Origin of the sequence: Streptomyces dysideae (assembly GCF_001514305.1) — a bacterium.
GTDB lineage: Bacteria > Actinomycetota > Actinomycetes > Streptomycetales > Streptomycetaceae > Streptomyces > Streptomyces dysideae.
Window position 1 is genome coordinate 252,122 of record NZ_KQ949082.1, and the last position, 14,124, is coordinate 266,245.

Consider the following 14,124-nt stretch of genomic DNA (forward strand, 5'->3'; position numbering starts at 1 on the left):
GGCTGAGCATGAGTCCTGGCAACAGGACTCACTCCCGCTCAGTCCCTAGGAACGGTCGGAGAGCACCGGGAGCAGGGGCAGCCCGCCGCCGGAGTCCGGCCGGTCGCCGAACCCGGGGTCGTAGACGGCGGCGCTGACGGTGTAGGCGTCCTCGACCAGCCAGCTGTGAAAGGACCACTCCTGCCCGGTGCCCGGCGTGCCGTCGGGGCGCAGCATGCGGACCCGCTCGTCGCGCGGTCCGAAGCCGAACTCGGTGAACCGGAACCGCAGTCCCTGGCCGATCGCCTTGCTGTACGCCTCCTTGAGCGTCCACAGCCGCACCAGCTCGCGGTTGCGCCGCCGCAGGGGCACGCGCTCGAGCGCCTCGAGCTCGTGCGGGGTGCACACCCTGAGCTCGGTGCCCAGTTCCAGCATCCGGCGGTCGGCCTGCTCGGTGTCCACGCCGATCCGGCCGAACCGGGTCAGGCCCACCACCAGCAGCCCGTCGGTGTGGCTGAGGCTGACGTCCAGCTGGTCGATACCGCGCAGATACGGCCGCCCGCCCGGCTTGTACGCCAGCTCCAGCTCCCGGGGCAGGGTGCCGAGCACGGCACTCGCCGCGGACTTCAGCAGCAGCCGGGAGGCGACGAACCGGTCCCGGTTCCGGGACACGGGCATCCGCTCCAGCCGCCCGTGGTCCGGCCCGAGATCGGCGGCCAGCCGGACCGCGTCCAGGTCCGGCGGCAGCCAGTCGTCGACGTCCGCGTAGACCACGCAGGTCCCCCGCGCGGCCACCGCACGACGCACCGGCTGCCAGGAATGCCGGGGTCCGCGCTGCCGCAGCGGCCGCATTTCTGAGGTGTACATGCGGCGTCATACCTCCTTGTGAGCGCCCCGTAGGGGCGCGGGGCTGTATCAATCTGCGGCTCCGCCGCGTGGGCGCGACAAGCCCCCACCGGCCCGCGGTCGAAAACCTGCCCGCCTAGCGTCCAATCGCCGTCGCGTACAGGTCATAGCTCCGGGCATCATCAAACCGATGCAACAACTCGGCGAGCAGCCGATCCGCACCGGACGGATGGGAGCGAACCGCCGACTTGTCGAGCCGCCCGGCGATCCGGGTGAGCACCGTCGCCGCCCAGGCCGGGTCGGCCAGGAAGCCGCCGGGCGGACGGTGCAGCCAGACGCCGAGGCAGGCGGCCCCGGCGACGAGCAGGGCGTAGCGGTCGGCCAGTGCGTAGGCGCGGGGGCTCACGGGGCGGCCGGCGGGCCGTGCGGCGAGGTCGGCGCAGCTCTCACGCAGGGCACGCAGCTGTTCCACGAGGACCGCGCCCGCCTCCGTCAGCGGGCCTCGGAACTCGCCGGCCGCCTCGCCGTCGAGGCGCCGCGCCGACTCCTCGAGGGAGCCGAGCAGCGAGTCGCGGTCGGCGGCGAGCGTGTCGTCCGGGAGCCGGCCGGGCGGCAGTCCGGCGTCGAACGGCCGGAACAGCGGGTTGTGCTCTCCGCGTGCCCCGCGTTCCGCGCCGGCGTCGTGGGAGGCGAGCGCGGGCAGCCGCAGCAGCTGGGCGACGATCACGGCCCGGCTGGCCGAGGCGCCCGCGCTGCCGAGGCCGATCATCGGCAGGTCGCGGGCGGTCTTCTGGAAGATGCCGTAGCTGCCGCTGGTGGCGTACGCCTCGGCGCCGAGCACGATCGACAGGTCGTCCATCGTCTCGTTGAGGACGGTCGGCAGCAGGTACTTCGCGACGGCGCCCAGCGTCCGGCTCTCCCGGGGCAGCAGATGCGCCGCCCGGGTGGCGACCAGCGACAGGCAGTCGCACACCAGCAGGTCGGCGAAGGCGTTCACCAGCGCGGTACGGGTACGGGCGGAGTGCAGCGAGGCCGGGCTGCGGGAACGGTGCGAGCGGGCGAAGGCGATGGTGGTGCGCAGCGCGGTGTCGGCGCAGCCCAGCGCCATCGACAGGCCGACGCCGCGGGTGAGCGGGAAGACGTGCTCGGCGAGGCGCGCGCCGCCGCCCGCCGGTCCGATCAGCCGCCCGGCGTCCAGCCGGTGGCCGTCGAACACCAGGCCCTGGATGGTGCAGCCGCGCACGCCGACGGTCCGGCGCCGGGGCAGCAGCCCCAGGCCCCGGCCGTCGGGGTGCGCCGGTCCCGGCGCGAGGAAGGCGCTCAGGCCGTCCGGTGTCTCCGCGAACACCACCAGCGCACCGGCGCGGGCGGCGTTGTTGAGCGCCTCCTTGCTGCCGCTGAGCAGATGGACGTCGCCGTCCGGGACCGCGGTGAGCCGGTTGCGCAGGAAGTCGTTGCCCTGCGGCGGCTCGGGATAGACGCAGGCCATCCGGCCGCCGGCGAGCAGCAGTTCGGCGGTCTCCCGCTGCTGCCCCGGGGTGCCGTGCGCCCAGACGACGACGGCCGCCAGGTACGAGGTCAGTCCGTAGCCGAGGCCGAGTGCCGCGTCGCGTCGGAACACGGCGCGCAGCACTCGGCCGAGCGCGTCCAGGCGGTCGAGCCGGCCACCGAGTTCCCTGGGCACGAACTCGGCGTTCAGCCCGAAGGCGTCCAGCAGCCGCTCGGCGGCCGGCAGCAGCCGCTGCTGTGCGTCGGCGGCGAGAAACTGCTGTGCGCCCAGCGGGTTGCCCGGATCGTCGAGGTCTCCGAAGTCGTGCTCGAGCCGGGCGATGCGTTCCTGTACGGCGGCTTCCGAGGAGTCCACCGCGTTCGCCGCCGCGTTCGCGCCCATGGTCACGGCGTCCCTCCGTCCTCGTCCCGACCCCTGCGAGCGCCGGCTCGACCGGCACGGCTCAAGACGCGCTCAAGGTCTTGCGGCCAGAATCGGTCACGTCGCTTCCACCGGCTGCGCACGCCGGTCCGGCCGGGCGTGGATCGGGTGCGGTGTCGTACCGGTACTGGGCCCAGAGCGGGTTCTGGTCGGCGGGCAGCCACATGGCTCCGTAGGCCACCAGTGCGTTCCATACCGGCCGCAGCAGACGCTCGAGTACGACTCGGGCGACGGTGCTGCCGCTGCTTTCTGTTGCGGGCATGTCGTGCCGTCCCTTCTGACATCGGGAGAGGCCACGATCGCGGCAGGGGCTCGGTGGAGCCTCGAGGAACTCTCGCGCGTACGGCGCCGTGTCCGGCCTCGAGCGGGACTCGAGCGCGCTGTGGTCGGATGCGGGGAGGCGTGCACGCCGAGGACCAGGAGGAGGGCCGGCCGGTGTCCCAGCCCTATCGGAACCGAGAGCTGAGCGTTCTCGAGCGCTTCACGACCACGTCCGCGCCGGCGGTGTTCGAACGCGAACTCCTCGGGTACGCCCGCCACCGGGAGTCCCGCAAGGGCTTCGTCTCCCGGGTGACGGCGGCCCTGACCGACCGCCCCGGCGCGTACGTCCACCTGGACCGCTGGACGGGCCTGGACGACCTCCTGCGAGTGGTCCACCACAACCCGCCGCCCCCCGCGGCCCTCCCCTCCCCAACGGCCGAACTCCTGGTCAGCGTGGGCCGAATGCCCTTGCGCAACACTCCGTCCGACGCCGCCCGACTGATCTTCATCCGCGCGGCGGTGACGGGCGAACCCGAGCGCTTCGAGCTGGACTTCGGCTCCCTGGTGGGCCAGTGCGTGAGCGAGGAGGGCTTCGGCGGCAGCGACCTGCTGCGCTCGGTGGCCGACCCGTACGCCTACACGGGCCTCCTGTGGTGGCGGGACGCGACGACCTGCGACCGGGTACGCCAGAGCGAGGCCTACCAGGACCGCCGCACAAAACTGGCAGCCACGGCCCACATCACCGAGGACCCGGCCCGCCCCATCGGCTAGAAAACTGCTGAGATTCTCGGGTTCTGGCCCCGGCTCTGTGGGTGGGGCATGGGAATGCCCCACCCGTGCGCCACAGGGGCGTGCGCACGGACGGGGCAGCCGACACAGGGACGCCTGACACCCGGCCCGCGCCCGGCCTGGCATCGAGCGCCTCTCTGGCCCGAGGTCCTGGCCTCCCCGGCGCCCCCACACCCGGCACCGACCAGGACCCACCACCCCGCCCAACCCCCGCTCCAGCGCCAGTTGAGCGGTGACCGAGGCCCTGCGGTGACGCTCGGATCGCGCATCTGACCGAAAAGGTGCGACAGGAAGGGGGGATCCGGGTGCAGCGCTCTCTCGCGGTCCGGCCGTCGACCCGCGGAAACGGGATCCGGCTGTTCTGCTTCCACCACGCCGGCGGAGGCGCCATGACCTACGCCGGATGGCAGCAACGCGTCGGTCCGGACGTGGCCGTCCTGCCGGTGCGGCTGCCCGGCCGGGAGTCCCGGCGCAAGGAGGCCCGGATCACCGACGGGGCCGAGCTGGTGGCGGAGCTGGAGAGCGATCTCGGCCCGCTGCTGGACGAGCCGTACGCGTTCTACGGGCACAGCCTGGGGGCGCTGGCCGCCTACCGGTTCGCCCAGCACCGCGTCAGCGCCGGGCAGCGGCCGCCGGAGCTGCTGGCGGTCGGCGCGTGTTCCGCGCCGCAGCTTCCCGCACCGCTGCTGGACGCCCTGCTCAGACCCGAACTGCCCGACGAGGAGCTGATCCTGTCCCTCGGCGGCCTGGACAGCATTCCCGCACCGCTGCGCAGTCGGCTCGGCCGGCTCCGCGACATCCTCGCCACCCTGCGGGCCGACCTGACCCTCGCGCAGAGCCTGCGCGCCACGCCCGTGACCGCGCTGCCCTGCTCCCTCGACGCGTACGGGGGAGAGGCCGACCCGCTGGTCTCCGCCACCGAGGTCCGCGCCTGGGAGCACTGCACCACCGGCCGTTTCCGGTTCCGGCCCGTCCTCGGCACGCACTTCTTCGTCCGCGGCCGGGACCTGCCCCGCGCGGTGGGGGAGTCGCTGCGATCCGGGGCGGCGCGGCCCGACGCGGCGTCGTACCAGGCCGGCTGACCCACGTATCCCTAAGGAGATCCCGCGCATGGACATCAGCGTGCTCGGCCCGTTCCGGGCCACCCTGTCCGGGGTGCCCGTGCACCTCACCGCCGTCAAACCGCGCAAGGTCTTCGCGCTGCTCGCCCTGCAGGCGGGCCAGGTCGTCTCGGTGGCCTCGCTGGTCGAGGAGGTCTGGGGCGAGAGCCCACCGCGCAGTGTGCAGACCACGCTGCAGACGTACATCCTGCAGATCCGCAACGCCATCGCGGCCGCGTTCGGCGAGGACGGCGCCGGCGAAGGCGCCTGCCTGCCGAACGGCGCCAAGAGCGTGCTCGTCACCGAACCCGGCGGCTACCGGCTCGACGTCCACGGCGGGCTGCTGGACGCCCACGAGTTCGACGCGCTGTCCTCGGCCGGGCACCGGGCGCTGGACCGGGGCGACTGGGCCGGCGCCTCCTCGTACTTCGGCCGGGCGCTGTCCCTGTGGCACGGGCGTGCGCTCGCCGACGTCCAGTGCGGGCCGCTGCTCGAGGTGGAGGCGACCCGGCTCGACGAGTCGCGGATGAGCGTCCTTCAGCGGCGGATCGAGGCAGACCTGAGGCTGGGCCGCCACCATGAGCTCATCGGTGAGCTCTCCGGGCTCGCCGCCCGGCATCCCCTGCACGAGGCGATGCACGAGCAGCTGATGCTCGCGCTGTACCGGGTCGGGCGCCGCAGCGACGCGCTGGCCGTCTACCGGCAGTTGCGCCACTGCCTGAACCAGAGCCTCGGACTCGATCCCTCCCCCAGCGTCGAGCATCTGCACCGGGCGGTGCTCGACTCCTCGCCGCAGCTCGAACTGGACACCGCGGCGCGCTCCGCCGGCCCGCTGCTGGCGAGGGCCAACTGACCCAAGGAAGTGAGAGGAAGCATCGTGAGCGACATGACCCTGTCCGAACTCGGCGAGCTGCTGCTCGAATGCGTCGGTGCCCCGGAGGAGGGCATGGCCCTCGAAGGCGAGGAGGCCCTCGACACGCCGTTCCTGGAGTTCGGCTACGACTCACTGGCCCTGCTCCAGGTGACGAGCGTGATCAACCGGAAGTACGGCATCGTGCTGGACGACGACGCCGTCGCGGAGGCCGAGACCCCGCGGATGCTGCTGCAGATGATCAGCGTCGCGCCGCGCGCCGGGGCGGTCCGGTGACGGCTTCGGCCGTGCGGCAGCGCGTGGTGGTGACCGGCGGGACCAAGGGCATCGGCCGGGCGACGGCACTCGCCTTCGCCCGGGCCGGCGCCCGGCTCGTCGTCTCCTACGGCCATGACGGCGAGGCGGCGAAGAGCCTGGCGGCCGAGCTGGACGCGCTGGGCGCCGAGGCCGAGACCGTGCAGGCCGACCTGACCACCCGGCAGGGTGCCGAGACGCTCGCGCGGGCGGTCGTCGACCGGTTCGGCGCGGGCGGTCTGGACGTCCTGGTCAACAACCTCGGCGTCGACGGGCACATGCCGTTCGCCGAGCTGACCGACACCGAGTGGCGCCGGGTGACCGACCACAACACCACGTCCGCCTATCTGGTGACCCAGTCGCTGCTCGGGGCGCTGGCCGACGGGGCGTCGGTGGTCAACGTCGGCGCGTCCGTGGCGCTGCGGGGGCGGCCGTTCGGCGTGCACTACAGCGCGTCCAAGGCCGCGTTGATCGGGTTCACCCGGGCGTTGGCCAAGGAACTCGGACCGCGTGGCGTCCGGGTCAACCTGGTCGCTCCCGGCGTGACCGAGACCGAGCCGGGGGGCGGGCCGCCGCCCCCGGTGGCGGCGAAGCTCGCCGCGCTCACCGCGCTGGGCCGGCTGGGCCGGCCGGAGGACGTGGCGGGGGCGGTGCTGTTCCTCTCGGGGGAGTCGGCCGCGTACGTCACCGGGACAACCATCGAAGTCGACGGAGGAATCTGATGCCCTACGCAGCGATCACCTACCGGGTCAAGCCCGGTCACGAGGACGAGATAGCCCAGATCTTCGCTGACTTCCAGCGGGTCGACACCCCGGACTTCGCGGGCGAGGGCGGGGCGTCGGCCGGGCGGCTGCTCGGTACGGCGGTGTTCGTCAAGGACGACGTCGTGGTGCGGGTCATCCACTACGAGGGTGACTTCGCGGCGATCGGGCGGCACATGGCGGCGCAGCAGGGCGTGCACAGTGCGGAGGCCCGGCTGGCTCCGTTCCTCGCCGAGCCGCGGGACACCAGTTCGCCGCAGGCGTTCGCCGCGTACTTCCGCAACGCCACCATGCGCCGGGTCGCGCAGCTGACCGTGGACACCCACCCCGCGGAGGCCGCGGCGTCATGACCGAGGTGCTGGGTGCCGCGGCCCTGGTCGGCAGCGGCGTCACCGCCGGAGTGCTGTTCGCCGTCGCGCTGAGCGTGCTGCCCGCGCTCTTCGCGATGGAGACCGGTACGTATGTGTACGCGCATCAGCTGCTCGGCCGGAACTGGGACCCCACGATGCCGGTCATCGTGCTGAGCAGCACACTGCTGGACGTCGCGCTGGCGGTGGCCGTCCCCGGCACGGGACGCGTGCTCTTCGCCACGGCCGCAGTGCTGCTGCTGGCCGTGTCCGGCGTGTCCCACCTGTGCAACGTCCCGATCAACCGCCGGGTCAAGGCGATCACCGACCCGGCGGTCATCCCCACGGACTGGCAGGACCCCCGCCCCCTGTGGCGCCGCTTCCACTACCTCCGCACGGCCCTGGCCGTACTGGCCCTGGCGGTCAACGCGACGGCGGTAACGACGATGTGACCATCCATTTCCCCGACCCGAGGCCGCACGCCCTGACCTGCTCCGGGCTGCGGCCTCGGCACGTGGGGTCACCCCTCACCCGGTGAGGCCGCCGGGCGTGGGCCCGTTCGTTCCCGGACCAAGCCCGGGTGGTGTCCCGCGACGCCGTGAGCGGAGCCCCGTGTGGTGCGGTTGGGCAGGCGTAGGGCGCGGGTACGGGGGGATGGCCGTACCCGCGCCCTTGGGGTGGGTCATGCCGGGGTCGGGAGGTCCCGGGCCGAGATCTGGGCGATCGTGGTGAGCAGGCTGCGACGGAACGTGGCCGTGAAGCCCTCCACCGTGTCCGTGTCGCGCGGCTTCGTCAGGTACGGCTTCAGTTTCTGTTCCACCTCGCGTACGCCCGGCTGCATCGCCATGTGCCGGGCCACCGCCTCCAGATCGCCGGTGTACTCGATGACCCGGACCAGCGTGTCGCCGCGCAGGAACACCGCGGTGGACAGGATCGTGCCGGCCTGTTCACCCGTGTCGTCCGCCACGCGGCTGCTCTTCACGCGCCTGAAGTTGCCGAAGATCTCGGTGAGTTCCCTCTCGTAGCCAGGCTTGATGTCGTACGTGACCGCTGCGAACGGCATGTCGGTGGCCTCCAGTGCTCCGGGGTCGTGACGGTCGTCCGGGGCAGCACAGCCGTCCCGGCTCGGGGCCCGCTCGAAGTCCGCTCGCTGGAGGGGAGTTCGAGCGGGTCTCCAGACCGCGGTGCGACGTTCCCTCGCGACCACCGAACCGTTGGGAGGGACCACGTGCACCGCACCCTGATCGTCGCCAAGCTCCGGCCGGACAAGACCGACGACATCGCGAGGATCTTCGAGGAGTCCGACTCGAGCGACCTGCCGCACATGATCGGCGTCAGCCGCCGCACGCTCTTCACGTTCCACGGCCTGTACTTCCACCTCGTGGAGGCCGACGAGGACATCAACGCGAACCTCTACCGCGCCCGCAGCCACCCCCTCTACGACGACATCAACACCCGGCTCGCCCAGTGCGTGGAGCCCTACGACCCGGACTGGAAAGAGCCCAAGGACGCGATGGCCGACCCCTTCTACATCTGGACCAAGGACGGAGGGCGGATCCAGTGACCACCGCCATCACCCGCACCGTGAAGGTGGCCGCCGACGAGGTCGAGGCCAACACCAAGCGCGGCGGCGACATCCGCGTCACCCTCAGCCCCAAGACGGTCGGCTGCGCCTCGGGCTTCGGCGGCGTCATGACCCTGGAGCCGGGCGACTGGGTGACCGAGCACTACCACCCGTACTCCGAGGAGTTCATCCACGTCATCGACGGCACGCTGGAGATGACGCTGGACGGGCGGGACGTCGTGACGCTGGGCGCCGGCGACTCGCTGCTGGTGCCGATCGGGGTGCGGCACCGGCTCGTCAACACCGGTGACATCACCGCCCGTTGCGCCTTCCACCTGTCGCCGCTCGCGCCGCGCCCCGAGCTCGGCCACGTCGACACCGAGCAGGCGCAGCGTCCCGAGCAGGCCAACCCGGACGTCGGCGGTGCCCGGTGACCCGACGTGCCGTCATCACCGGTATCGGCGCCGTCGTACCGGGCGGCGTCGGCCGGGAGGCCTTCTGGCGGACGCTGTCCGAGGGCCGTACGGCGACCCGGCGGATCTCGCTGTTCGACCCGGCGGCGTTCCGCTCGCAGGTCGCCGCCGAGGTCGACTTCGATCCGGCCGCCAGTGGATTGACACCTCGCCAGGTCCGGCGGATGGACCGAGCCGCCCAGTTCGCCGTGGTCTCCGCCCGGGAGGCGGTGGCGGACAGCGGCCTCGACACCGCCGCCCTCGCCCCCGAGCGGATCGCCGTCTCCCTCGGCAGCGCCGTCGGCTGCACCATGGGCCTGGAGGAGGAGTACGTCACCCTCTCCGACAGCGGCCGGAAGTGGCTGGTCGACCACGAGTACGGCGTACCGCACCTGTACGGCTACATGGTGCCGTCCACCCTGGCCGTCGAGGTGGCCTGGGAGACCGGCGCCGAGGGACCGGTCGCGCTGGTCTCCACGGGCTGCACCTCGGGCCTGGACTCCGTCGGACACGCCGTGCAGCTCATCGAGGAGGGCTCGGCCGACGTGGTGATCACGGGTGCCACCGACGCACCCATCTCACCCATCACCTCCGCCTGTTTCGACGCGATCAAGGCGACCACCCCGAACAACGCCGACCCGGAGCACGCCTCGCGGCCCTTCGACGGGCAGCGCGACGGCTTCGTGCTCGGTGAGGGCGCCGCCGTGATGGTCGTGGAGGAGAGGGAAGCGGCGCTTGCCCGGGGGGCCCGGATCTACGCCGAGATCGCCGGGTTCGCCGGGCGCAGCAACGCGTACCACATGACCGGGCTGAAGCCGGACGGGCGGGAGATGGCCCAGGCCATCGGCGTCGCGCTGGACCAGGCCAGGCTCGACCCGACCGCCCTCGACTACATCAACGCGCACGGCTCCGGCACCAAGCAGAACGACCGCCACGAGACGGCCGCGTTCAAGCGCAGCCTGGGGCAGCACGCCTACGACATCCCGGTCAGCTCCATCAAGTCGATGATCGGGCACTCGCTGGGCGCGATCGGCTCCATCGAGGTGGCCGCCTGCGCCCTGGCCCTGGACCGCCAGGTCGTGCCGCCCACCGCGAACCTGAAGACCAAGGACCCGCTCTGCGACCTGGACTACGTACCGGTCACCGCCCGGGAGCACGCCATGGACGCGGTGCTCTCCGTCGGCAGCGGCTTCGGCGGTTTCCAGAGCGCGATGGTGCTCGCCCGGCCCGGCACCGCCGCGGCCGCCGCGGGAAGGGGGGACTGACCATGAGCGCACCGACCGCTCCCGTCATCACCGGACTGGGGATCTGCGCGCCCACCGGCATCGGTGTCGAGGCCCACTGGTCCTCGGTGCTGGCCGGAAAGTCGGGCATCGCCCGCATCGAGCGCTTCGACCCGGCCACGTACCCGGTGCGGCACGCCGGCCAGGTGCCCGGCTTCACCGCCGCCGAGAACGTGCCGAGCCGGCTGATCGCGCAGACCGACCACTGGACGCACCTCGCGCTGGCCGCCGGCGAGGCCGCGCTGGCCGACTCCGGCGCCGACCTCACCGCCGTACCCGAGTACGAGATGGCCGTCGTGACCTCCTCGTCCTCCGGCGGCACCGAGTTCGGGCAGAAGGAGATGACCGCGCTCTACCGGAACGAGCCCAGCTGGGTGGGCGCCTACCAGTCCATCGCCTGGTTCTACGCGGCCACCACCGGCCAGCTCTCCATCCGGCACAAGATGCGCGGCCCGTGCGGGGTGCTGGCCTGCGAGCAGGCCGGCGGACTCGACGCCATCGGCCAGGCCAGGCGGCTGGTCCGGCGCGGCTCCCGGCTGGTCGTCACCGGCGGCACCGACGCCTCGCTGTGCCCGTACGGCCTGACCGCCCAGCTCAGCACGGGCAGGCTGTCCACCGTCCAGGACCCGGAGCGGGCCTACCTGCCCTTCGACGCCGAGGCGTCCGGCCATCTGCCCGGCGAGGGCGGGGCGATCCTCGTCCTGGAGAGCGCCGAGGCGGCCGGGGAGCGCGGCGCCGGCACCGGCTACGGCCGGGTGCTGGGCTACGCCGCCGGCTTCGACCCGGCACCCGGCTCCGGCCGGCCGCGCGCCCTGCGCCGCACCGCGGAGCAGGCCCTCGCCGACGCCGGACTCGCACCCTCCGACATCGACGTCGTCTTCGCCGACGGCTCCGGCGTGCCGACCGACGACCGCGACGAGGCCGACGCCATCACCGCCGTCTTCGGGCCGGGCGGCGTCCCGGTCACCGCGCCGAAGACACTCACCGGGCGGCTCTACGGCGGCGGCGCCCCGCTCGACGTGGCCACCGCGCTGCTCGCCCTGCGCGAGGGCGTCATCCCGCACACCGCCCACATCCGCGACCTCGCCCCGGGCCTTGGCATCGACCTGGTCACCGGCGCCCCGCGGGAACTGCCGCTGCGCCACGCCCTGGTGCTGGCGCGCGGTCACGGCGGCTTCACGTCGGCCCTGGTGATGGGCCGCTGACCCCCAGTCCGTACGGCTATCGAGGAGTTCCCATGGCTGGACACACCGACAACCACATCGTCATCGACGCGCCCATGGACGTGGTCTGGGAGATCACCAACGACGTCCCCAACTGGCCCCACCTGTTCAGCGAGTACGCCTCGGCCGAGGTGCTGGAGCGGGACGGCGACACGGTCGTCTTCCGCCTCACCATGCACCCCGACGAGGACGGCAACGTCTGGAGCTGGGTCTCGAAGCGGACCGGCGACGCCACCACCCGCACGGTGCGCGCCGAGCGCGTGGAGACCGGCCCCTTCGAGTTCATGAACATCTACTGGGAGTACACCGAGGAGCCCGGCGGCGGAGTGCGCATGCGCTGGGTCCAGGACTTCCACATGAAGCCCCAGGCCCCCGCGACCGACGACGCGATGACCGAGCACCTCAACGTCAACACCAAGGTGCAGATGGCGCTCATCAAGGAGCGCGTCGAGGCCGCGGCCCGGGCCCTCGTCCGCTGAGGAGCACCGGTGCTGAACTATCTCGCCCCCCTGCTCCTGCTGTGCAACGGCCTGGCCGCCGGGGTCCTCTTCGGCACCCAGCTGGGCGGCTTCCCCTATCTCGCCTCGCTGCCCACCGACCGCTACGTGCACGCCCACGCGTTCTTCGGACAGCGCTACGACCCGGCGATGCCGATCTGTCTGGTCGGCACCGTCGCCCTGGACGCGGTGCTCGCGGTGGGCGCGTCCGAGCCCGCGGCCCGGACGCTGTTCGCGGTGGCCGGGGTGCTCGCCGCGGCCACCGCGCTGATCTCGGTCACCAAGAACGCCCCGGTCAACCGGTGGATGCGGACCATCGACCCGGACAACCTGCCGGACGACTTCCGGGACCCCCGACACACGTGGGGCACCTGGAACCGCCGGCGCAGCCTGCTCACCGTCGCGGCGCTCGTCGCCAACTGCGCCGCGCTCGGCTTCCTGCTCTGACCCGCCTCTTTCACGACTCACGGAGGAACCCCATGGATCTCGGCCTCAAGGGCAAGAAGGCCCTGGTCACCGGCGGCACCCGAGGTGTCGGCCGGGGCGTCGTGCTGGCGCTCGCCCGCGCCGGTGTCGACGTCGTCACCTGCTACCAGCGCGACAGCGAGTACGTCGCCTCCCTGGAGCGGGAGCTGAAGGAGACCGGCGGCGACCACCATGTGCTGCGCGCCGACCTCTCCCAGCCCGAGGAGATCGCCGCGCTGCTCGCCAAGGTGCGCGAACTGCACGGCGACCGCCTCGACCTGCTGGTCAACAACGCCGGCGCGATCAGCCACATCCCGTACGCCGAGCTGCCGCTGGAGGAGTGGCAGCGCATCCTCGCCACCAACGTCACCGGCGCCCACCTCGTCATCCAGCACGCCCTGCCGCTGCTCGGCGCGGGCTCCTCGGTGGTGTCCATCGGCTCCCGCGCCGTCGACGCCGGCATCCCGCTGCGCGCCCACTACACCACCACCAAGGCCGCGCTGGTCGGCCTGAACCGGTCGCTCGCCAAGGAGTTCGGCCCCCAGGGCATCCGCTTCAACGTCGTCGCGCTCGGCGTCATCGAGACCGAGAACTTCCACGCCATGCCCGAGGAGCAGCGAAAGCTGATGTCCGAGCGCTACGGCGCCAAGACCGCCCTCGGCCGGCTCGGCACCCCCGACGAGGTGGCCGGCGCCATCCTCTGGCTGGCCAGCGACCTGTCCCGCTATGTCACCGGCAACACCATCGGCGTCGACGGGGGGATCTCCTGATGGGCTTCCGCGTGCTGCTGCGCATGGAGATCGAGCCGGGCCGGGAGGCCGACTTCGAGAAGGCGTGGCTGGCAGGGACCGACGCGGTCACCGGGCACCCGGCCAACCTGGGCCAGTCGCTGGCCCGGGAGCAGGGGCCCGGCAGCACCTACGTCATCGTCAGCGACTGGGTGGACGAGCCGCGGTTCCGCGAGTTCGAGGAGAGCCCGGCCCACCTCGAACACCGGGCCACCCTCCACCCGTTCCGCAAGGGCGGCACCTTCCACGTCATGGAGGTGCTGCACCGCATCGAGGGCAGGGCGGCCGACGGTGCCCGGTGAGGGCGGCGGCGAGGTCCGGGTCGTGGTGTACCAGGCCGCGTACGACGAGGAGCAGCTCGCCGCGGTCCGGGACGCCTACCACCGGGTGAGCGAGCGGCTCGCGGGGGTGCCCGGCATGCTCGGCAACGAGCTGCTGCGCAGCCCCCACGACCCGACCGCGCTCGCCGTGATGAGCCGCTGGGTGTCGCTGGACGCCTTCCGGGTCTGGGAGGCCGGCGCGGACCACCGCGCGGACACGGCCCCGCTCCGGCCCTTCCGCGACACCCGCACCCCGGCCGCGTTCGCCGTCTACGAAGTGGACGCCGCGTACTGAGTCCTGACTCCTGAGTACTTGGTTCACCGCACGCCCCGAGAAGCACGCCCTGAGATCAC

20 protein-coding genes are annotated in these 14,124 nt (G+C 72.6%); 16 read left to right on the plus strand and 4 right to left on the minus strand.

Annotated features, from left to right (window positions below; translation table 11 throughout):
* Window positions 1-45: 45 nt before the first annotated feature.
* The 3 genes from AQJ91_RS16075 to AQJ91_RS16085 all read right to left on the minus strand — a co-directional run bounded on the left by AQJ91_RS16075 (window position 46) and on the right by AQJ91_RS16085 (window position 3,017).
* Window positions 46-846: a 4'-phosphopantetheinyl transferase family protein gene (locus AQJ91_RS16075; protein ID WP_234382364.1), complete on the minus strand. Its 801-nt coding sequence runs from the start codon at window positions 844-846 to the stop codon at window positions 46-48.
* Between the two features lie 115 nt (window positions 847-961).
* Window positions 962-2,716 (minus strand): acyl-CoA dehydrogenase family protein, encoded by a 1,755-nt coding sequence (locus AQJ91_RS16080; RefSeq protein ID WP_067021654.1) that lies wholly within the window; start codon window positions 2,714-2,716, stop codon window positions 962-964.
* 61 nt (window positions 2,717-2,777) lie between these two features.
* Window positions 2,778-3,017 (minus strand): hypothetical protein, encoded by a 240-nt coding sequence (locus tag AQJ91_RS16085; protein WP_067021545.1) that lies wholly within the window; start codon window positions 3,015-3,017, stop codon window positions 2,778-2,780.
* A 140-nt stretch (window positions 3,018-3,157) separates the two neighbouring features.
* Here AQJ91_RS16085 and AQJ91_RS16090 point away from each other — a divergent pair, with 140 nt between their 5' ends.
* The 7 genes from AQJ91_RS16090 to AQJ91_RS16120 all read left to right on the plus strand — a co-directional run bounded on the left by AQJ91_RS16090 (window position 3,158) and on the right by AQJ91_RS16120 (window position 7,630).
* Window positions 3,158-3,787, plus strand: a complete 630-nt coding sequence (locus AQJ91_RS16090; protein WP_067021547.1) for an antibiotic biosynthesis monooxygenase — start codon at window positions 3,158-3,160, stop codon at window positions 3,785-3,787.
* A 323-nt stretch (window positions 3,788-4,110) separates the two neighbouring features.
* Entirely contained in the window at window positions 4,111-4,887 is a 777-nt protein-coding gene (locus AQJ91_RS16095; RefSeq protein ID WP_067021548.1) for a thioesterase II family protein, read from the plus strand.
* Window positions 4,888-4,915: 28 nt separating this feature from the next.
* Window positions 4,916-5,758: an AfsR/SARP family transcriptional regulator gene (locus AQJ91_RS16100; protein ID WP_067021549.1), complete on the plus strand. Its 843-nt coding sequence runs from the start codon at window positions 4,916-4,918 to the stop codon at window positions 5,756-5,758.
* A gap of 24 nt (window positions 5,759-5,782) precedes the next feature.
* On the plus strand, window positions 5,783-6,052 hold the full coding sequence (locus AQJ91_RS16105) for an acyl carrier protein (RefSeq protein WP_079084964.1): 270 nt from the start codon (window positions 5,783-5,785) through the stop codon (window positions 6,050-6,052).
* Complete coding sequence (locus AQJ91_RS16110; RefSeq protein WP_067021554.1) at window positions 6,049-6,792, plus strand: SDR family NAD(P)-dependent oxidoreductase; 744 nt, start codon at window positions 6,049-6,051, stop codon at window positions 6,790-6,792. The genes AQJ91_RS16105 and AQJ91_RS16110 overlap by 4 nt, the downstream gene beginning before the upstream one ends.
* Window positions 6,792-7,181: a SchA/CurD-like domain-containing protein gene (locus AQJ91_RS16115; protein WP_067021556.1), complete on the plus strand. Its 390-nt coding sequence runs from the start codon at window positions 6,792-6,794 to the stop codon at window positions 7,179-7,181. The genes AQJ91_RS16110 and AQJ91_RS16115 overlap by 1 nt, the downstream gene beginning before the upstream one ends.
* A complete protein-coding gene (locus tag AQJ91_RS16120) occupies window positions 7,178-7,630 on the plus strand; it encodes an anthrone oxygenase family protein (protein ID WP_067021559.1) in 453 nt (150 codons plus the stop codon). The genes AQJ91_RS16115 and AQJ91_RS16120 overlap by 4 nt, the downstream gene beginning before the upstream one ends.
* 230 nt (window positions 7,631-7,860) lie before the next feature.
* Here AQJ91_RS16120 and AQJ91_RS16125 read toward each other — a convergent pair whose 3' ends face one another.
* Window positions 7,861-8,241, minus strand: a complete 381-nt coding sequence (locus AQJ91_RS16125) for a SchA/CurD-like domain-containing protein (RefSeq protein ID WP_067021561.1) — start codon at window positions 8,239-8,241, stop codon at window positions 7,861-7,863.
* 165 nt (window positions 8,242-8,406) lie between these two features.
* Between AQJ91_RS16125 and AQJ91_RS16130 the strand changes: the two genes are divergently transcribed.
* The 9 genes from AQJ91_RS16130 to AQJ91_RS16170 are packed head-to-tail and all read left to right on the plus strand — an operon-like array spanning window position 8,407 to window position 14,065.
* On the plus strand, window positions 8,407-8,742 hold the full coding sequence (locus AQJ91_RS16130; protein WP_067021563.1) for a TcmI family type II polyketide cyclase: 336 nt from the start codon (window positions 8,407-8,409) through the stop codon (window positions 8,740-8,742).
* Complete coding sequence (locus AQJ91_RS16135; RefSeq protein WP_067021565.1) at window positions 8,739-9,176, plus strand: cupin domain-containing protein; 438 nt, start codon at window positions 8,739-8,741, stop codon at window positions 9,174-9,176. The genes AQJ91_RS16130 and AQJ91_RS16135 overlap by 4 nt, the downstream gene beginning before the upstream one ends.
* On the plus strand, window positions 9,173-10,459 hold the full coding sequence (locus tag AQJ91_RS16140) for a beta-ketoacyl-[acyl-carrier-protein] synthase family protein (protein ID WP_067021570.1): 1,287 nt from the start codon (window positions 9,173-9,175) through the stop codon (window positions 10,457-10,459). Before AQJ91_RS16135 ends, AQJ91_RS16140 begins: the two co-directional genes overlap by 4 nt.
* Before the next feature lie 2 nt (window positions 10,460-10,461).
* Entirely contained in the window at window positions 10,462-11,682 is a 1,221-nt protein-coding gene (locus tag AQJ91_RS16145) for a ketosynthase chain-length factor (protein ID WP_067021572.1), read from the plus strand.
* Window positions 11,683-11,714: 32 nt separating this feature from the next.
* A complete protein-coding gene (locus AQJ91_RS16150) occupies window positions 11,715-12,179 on the plus strand; it encodes an SRPBCC family protein (protein ID WP_067021574.1) in 465 nt (154 codons plus the stop codon).
* A gap of 9 nt (window positions 12,180-12,188) precedes the next feature.
* Window positions 12,189-12,644, plus strand: coding sequence for an anthrone oxygenase family protein (locus AQJ91_RS16155; RefSeq protein WP_067021576.1), 456 nt, complete (start codon window positions 12,189-12,191; stop codon window positions 12,642-12,644).
* A 32-nt stretch (window positions 12,645-12,676) separates the two neighbouring features.
* Window positions 12,677-13,432 carry an SDR family NAD(P)-dependent oxidoreductase gene (locus tag AQJ91_RS16160; RefSeq protein ID WP_067021578.1) on the plus strand — a complete coding sequence of 252 codons (756 nt, stop codon included), beginning with the start codon at window positions 12,677-12,679 and terminating at the stop codon, window positions 13,430-13,432.
* On the plus strand, window positions 13,432-13,752 hold the full coding sequence (locus AQJ91_RS16165; RefSeq protein WP_067021580.1) for an antibiotic biosynthesis monooxygenase family protein: 321 nt from the start codon (window positions 13,432-13,434) through the stop codon (window positions 13,750-13,752). The genes AQJ91_RS16160 and AQJ91_RS16165 overlap by 1 nt, the downstream gene beginning before the upstream one ends.
* Window positions 13,742-14,065: an antibiotic biosynthesis monooxygenase family protein gene (locus AQJ91_RS16170; protein ID WP_067021582.1), complete on the plus strand. Its 324-nt coding sequence runs from the start codon at window positions 13,742-13,744 to the stop codon at window positions 14,063-14,065. Before AQJ91_RS16165 ends, AQJ91_RS16170 begins: the two co-directional genes overlap by 11 nt.
* Window positions 14,066-14,124: the final 59 nt, after the last annotated feature.

Bases quoted from the DNA above. Each gene is read 5' to 3' on its own strand.
- AQJ91_RS16075 (WP_234382364.1), bottom strand. From the start codon at position 846: ATGTACACCTCAGAAATGCGGCCGCTGCGGCAGCGCGGACCCCGGCAT.
- AQJ91_RS16080 (WP_067021654.1), bottom strand. From the start codon at position 2,716: ATGGGCGCGAACGCGGCGGCGAACGCGGTGGACTCCTCGGAAGCCGCC.
- AQJ91_RS16085 (WP_067021545.1), bottom strand. From the start codon at position 3,017: ATGCCCGCAACAGAAAGCAGCGGCAGCACCGTCGCCCGAGTCGTACTC.
- AQJ91_RS16100 (WP_067021549.1), top strand. From the start codon at position 4,916: ATGGACATCAGCGTGCTCGGCCCGTTCCGGGCCACCCTGTCCGGGGTG.
- AQJ91_RS16115 (WP_067021556.1), top strand. From the start codon at position 6,792: ATGCCCTACGCAGCGATCACCTACCGGGTCAAGCCCGGTCACGAGGAC.
- AQJ91_RS16120 (WP_067021559.1), top strand. From the start codon at position 7,178: ATGACCGAGGTGCTGGGTGCCGCGGCCCTGGTCGGCAGCGGCGTCACC.
- AQJ91_RS16125 (WP_067021561.1), bottom strand. From the start codon at position 8,241: ATGCCGTTCGCAGCGGTCACGTACGACATCAAGCCTGGCTACGAGAGG.
- AQJ91_RS16145 (WP_067021572.1), top strand. From the start codon at position 10,462: ATGAGCGCACCGACCGCTCCCGTCATCACCGGACTGGGGATCTGCGCG.
- AQJ91_RS16150 (WP_067021574.1), top strand. From the start codon at position 11,715: ATGGCTGGACACACCGACAACCACATCGTCATCGACGCGCCCATGGAC.
- AQJ91_RS16160 (WP_067021578.1), top strand. From the start codon at position 12,677: ATGGATCTCGGCCTCAAGGGCAAGAAGGCCCTGGTCACCGGCGGCACC.
- AQJ91_RS16165 (WP_067021580.1), top strand. From the start codon at position 13,432: ATGGGCTTCCGCGTGCTGCTGCGCATGGAGATCGAGCCGGGCCGGGAG.